The following is a 3,593-nucleotide window of genomic DNA, read 5'->3' on the forward strand; positions in this document are numbered from 1 at the left end:
CACATGATCACCATCGGGTAATTTTTCAAGAATCGTGGAAATCTCATTCACTCCCAAAATATCACTTTTCAGCGCTTCCTTACCCAGCTTTTGCAAGCTCTCTAATATAGGTCTGACGTTATTTTTACTTAAAGGTCTGTCAAATTCTAAGTGATAGTGAGGCATCATGATGCCGTTATCTGAAAAATTAACACCCAAGGTGTGGTAATAATCGTAGTCCATCTCATTTGGTAATCGTGGGATATTTCGATTTTCGTAAATTTCTCCATCTCCAATGAAATGGTTTTCATGAATACTTATTAAGGGAGCTTTTTTCTCTTTAGCAATAGAGTTATAAGCCATTATTATGCTAGTGACTACTCGTTGCAAGTCACGTTTTTGTGTTTGATTTAACTCACCAGTAGTAAATTTCATTGATCCAGTTAAGTTCATAAGCCCTTTACTTGGCCTAACCTCTATATTTTGCAGTATTGAGTTTGGAGTTAAAGGTATACGACTCCATTCATCCTTGCTATTTCTAGAAAAAATAACAGTTCCAGGGTTTTTGGCATTAAGACTACTTATAGGGTGTCTCAAGGTGTCAAACATGCGAACATCTGGAGCAATTTTCTTCGTCGCTAAGTTTGGTGCTGAGTTCCATCGCAAAAGTGGTGGAACTTCAGAATCTAGATTTTTGATAGAAGCTAATTGAGGTTTTTTAACTGGTGGCATCCGATGCGAGCCAGGGAGCGCCAAGCGCGGGGTGAGTATTCCGAGGTAGGCTCGGATTTTTAGCAGAGCGGAGTGACGTAGGGCCTTTAGGTCCGGAGTCGGCGGAACGAGTGTCTAAAAATCTATACGAGCCGTAGAGTCATCTGAGAGCGAGATGCGGAGTGTGCCGAATTAAGGCACGGAGCGTCTCGTGACGGGGACGGCCGAGGCATTATAGTCGTCGCGTTTTGCGAGGCGATTTTGCACCATGGAAGTGCAAAATACCTACCGAGGTAGCGACGCTTCCGAGAATTCCCTATTGAGAGTTGTACTGCAGAGACGCTGTACTAAATTTGGCGCTTACAAAGTAACTTGTTCCGGTCAAGTCATATTAGCCCTCTAATCTATCTAAAAATAGGAACTGTTATAACCGTAATACAACTGAAAACCACTCAAAACCCAAACGGATTCTTCCTATAACTTTTTTCAGCCAAGCCTTTAAAGTTAATCCCACCCAAGTCTGGCACGTCCATACTGTCGATCATCAGCTCAGTAAAGGCCCATACCAACGCATCTAATCGATCTGGCGAATCAGGGTCGTCAGGAGTCCAGGTACAAATCTGATCTTCCAATACAGGAAAACAACCCAGGTGATAGCACTTACCCTGTGTGTATAAATTCGCTATTGGCTCAGCCCTTATCACCTTGCCTCTGGTCGCATGCACCTTCTTATAAGAAATATTCTTATCAATCGAGCGCACCATGCTTTCCACCAAGTCGCCGCCATTGTTCACCTCAGCCACAATAAGATCGGCACTCCATTTCCTGTAAAGGTCCACTGCCTTCTGGCACCACTCTAGCGGTGACATCACCTCTGACGCATCCTCAAGCAGATATCCTTTACCCTCACGGTCTATCCCTGCCACAACCAAACCGCACTCGTCACTCTCTTCTGTGGCCGTGACAGAGGGGTCGATTGCAACGACGATACGTTGGAAATATTCAGGCCGTTCATGTGTCCGTTGATTTTCAATCAGCCCATACGTCCACAACGCTCCGGCGCTATCATCCAGTATTTCTGCCTCTAACTCTTGGCGACCTAAACGAGTCCCCTCGTATTTCTCACGCATTTTCTCAGCAAAGGCAGACGATAGATTATTCGAGTTTTCAAAGGTAGAACCCTTACTAATCACCGTTTTAGGGTCTTTCACAAGCTGCTTAATGAGTGGTCTAGGCTTCGGTGTCGTCGTCACTAAAACGCGGTTATTCTCCCCCAAACGGGTACACATTCGATGCGAGCCAGGGAGCGCCAAGCGCGGGGTGAGTATTCCGAGGTAGGCTCGGATTTTTAGCAGAGCGGAGTGACGTAGGGCCTTTAGGTCCGGAGTCGGCGGAACGAGTGTCTAAAAATCTATACGAGCCGTAGAGTCATCTGAGAGCGAGATGCGGAGTGTGCCGAATTAAGGCACGGAGCGTCTCGTGACGGGGACGGCCGAGGCATTATAGTCGTCGCGTTTTGCGAGGCGATTTTGCACCATGGAAGTGCAAAATACCTACCGAGGTAGCGACGCTTCCGTGCAGCATGTCCCAGGTGTCTTTATCTCGCGCCCAAGCGGCTAATTCATCACACCACGCCCAGTGAAACTGAGGACCACGCAAACGCTCGGGTTTTTCCGCAGAGAAGCCTGCACAGAGTGCATTGTAATCGGGAAACTTGATCTCAAGCCGACTCTTATTATAATCGAACTTAATCTTGCGAGCTTCGGCACGAACTAAAATGCCACTCTCGCCTTCAATCATAGTGGCCCTGACATCTTCTCTAGTGGACCCTACCAGCGCAATTCGTTCAGCCTCATCATTGGTAATGCCATCAAGCACCCATTCGGAACCGGAGCGTGTCTTGCCAAATCCGCGACCAGCGAGAATAAACCAGGTATCCCACAAACCATCAGGGGCGAACTGCTTTTCTCGGGCGTTAAAAACCCAGCTATTTAAAAAGAACTCAGCTTGCGCCTCGGTCAGTGGCTCTAGAAATCGCCTTCTTAAATCCGGTGATAATGATTTCAAATACTCTAGCCAGCTTTGCCCTGTATTAGGCGGTTTAGTTATCGTCGCTATTTTGCTTGTCATTTTCCTTTACCTTAAAGAGTTGCTCTGTCAGCTTCTCCATCGCTGTTTGTGGGTTGAGGGTGATTTCGGTTTCGGTTTTTTGGTTGAATAAGCCAAAGTGTCTTGCCAATGAGTCCAGTGAGCTTTTACGGTCATACATTTTAATTTTGAGCTTAGAGCCAAACTTTGATTTTTCTTCCGTGATTTCAGAAATGCAGCGAGCTATCTCAGGAGGGATACAGTCAGAATCTTTGATGGTTATTTTTGAGTCCTTCCATGAAAGAACATCTGTGATGCTTGTCCTTGCGATTTCGACGTAACTTTGAATAACATCAAGCTGCTTTTCCTCGGCTTTAATCTTGAGCTTTTCTTGCCGTTTTTGTATTTCTTCCTGAATACCAACATTTACCAACAATTTTGGACCTTGCTTGTTGGCTGTCTTTTCGCTGTACCCTGCACGAATAGCCGCTTGAGTCGCATTAAGGTCAATTAAATATTCTTCAACAAAACGCTCTTTTTTTGGCGATAATTTACCCATTTTTCATCAAAAATAATCATTTTTTCGTGTTTTTTTGAAATTTCTTGGCGTTTTTTCAAATTTTTTGAGAAAAAACTTCAATAGCCATGTCTAAAGCCGCATTCAGTAAGCGATTAGCCTTACCTAATTTTTGGCAGTGATCGGGATAAAACTCTTTAAGCGCATCAAACTGTACTTTCAAATCAAACGATAAGTTGAGCATATTATTTTTTACTTTTTGTTCTGCTGAGAGTTCCATTAGTTATATCCACTTTCT

The 3,593-nt window shown here is 44.6% G+C and carries 5 protein-coding genes; all 5 read right to left on the bottom strand.

What is annotated here, in order from left to right:
- Window positions 1-711 (bottom strand): hypothetical protein (locus BGC07_RS18860; RefSeq protein WP_201258199.1); only part of this gene is annotated, 711 nt, incomplete at its 3' end.
- A 431-nt stretch (window positions 712-1,142) separates the two neighbouring features.
- Entirely contained in the window at window positions 1,143-1,967 is an 825-nt protein-coding gene (locus BGC07_RS18865; RefSeq protein ID WP_235603494.1) for a phage terminase large subunit family protein, read from the bottom strand.
- Between the two features lie 223 nt (window positions 1,968-2,190).
- Window positions 2,191-2,820, bottom strand: a complete 630-nt coding sequence (locus BGC07_RS18870) for a terminase large subunit domain-containing protein (protein WP_069314604.1) — start codon at window positions 2,818-2,820, stop codon at window positions 2,191-2,193.
- Window positions 2,792-3,337 (bottom strand): terminase small subunit, encoded by a 546-nt coding sequence (locus BGC07_RS18875; protein ID WP_069314605.1) that lies wholly within the window; start codon window positions 3,335-3,337, stop codon window positions 2,792-2,794. Before BGC07_RS18875 ends, BGC07_RS18870 begins: the two co-directional genes overlap by 29 nt.
- Window positions 3,338-3,392: 55 nt before the next feature.
- Complete coding sequence (locus tag BGC07_RS18880) at window positions 3,393-3,575, bottom strand: hypothetical protein (RefSeq protein WP_069314358.1); 183 nt, start codon at window positions 3,573-3,575, stop codon at window positions 3,393-3,395.
- Between the last annotated feature and the right edge of the window lie 18 nt (window positions 3,576-3,593).

Source organism: Piscirickettsia litoralis, from assembly GCF_001720395.1.
GTDB lineage: Bacteria > Pseudomonadota > Gammaproteobacteria > Piscirickettsiales > Piscirickettsiaceae > Piscirickettsia > Piscirickettsia litoralis.

What these genes read in the sequence shown, in the direction of transcription:
- BGC07_RS18870 (WP_069314604.1), bottom strand. Translation starts at nt 2,820, where the DNA reads ATGACAAGCAAAATAGCGACGATAACTAAACCGCCTAATACAGGGCAA.
- BGC07_RS18875 (WP_069314605.1), bottom strand. Translation starts at nt 3,337, where the DNA reads ATGGGTAAATTATCGCCAAAAAAAGAGCGTTTTGTTGAAGAATATTTA.
- BGC07_RS18880 (WP_069314358.1), bottom strand. Translation starts at nt 3,575, where the DNA reads ATGGAACTCTCAGCAGAACAAAAAGTAAAAAATAATATGCTCAACTTA.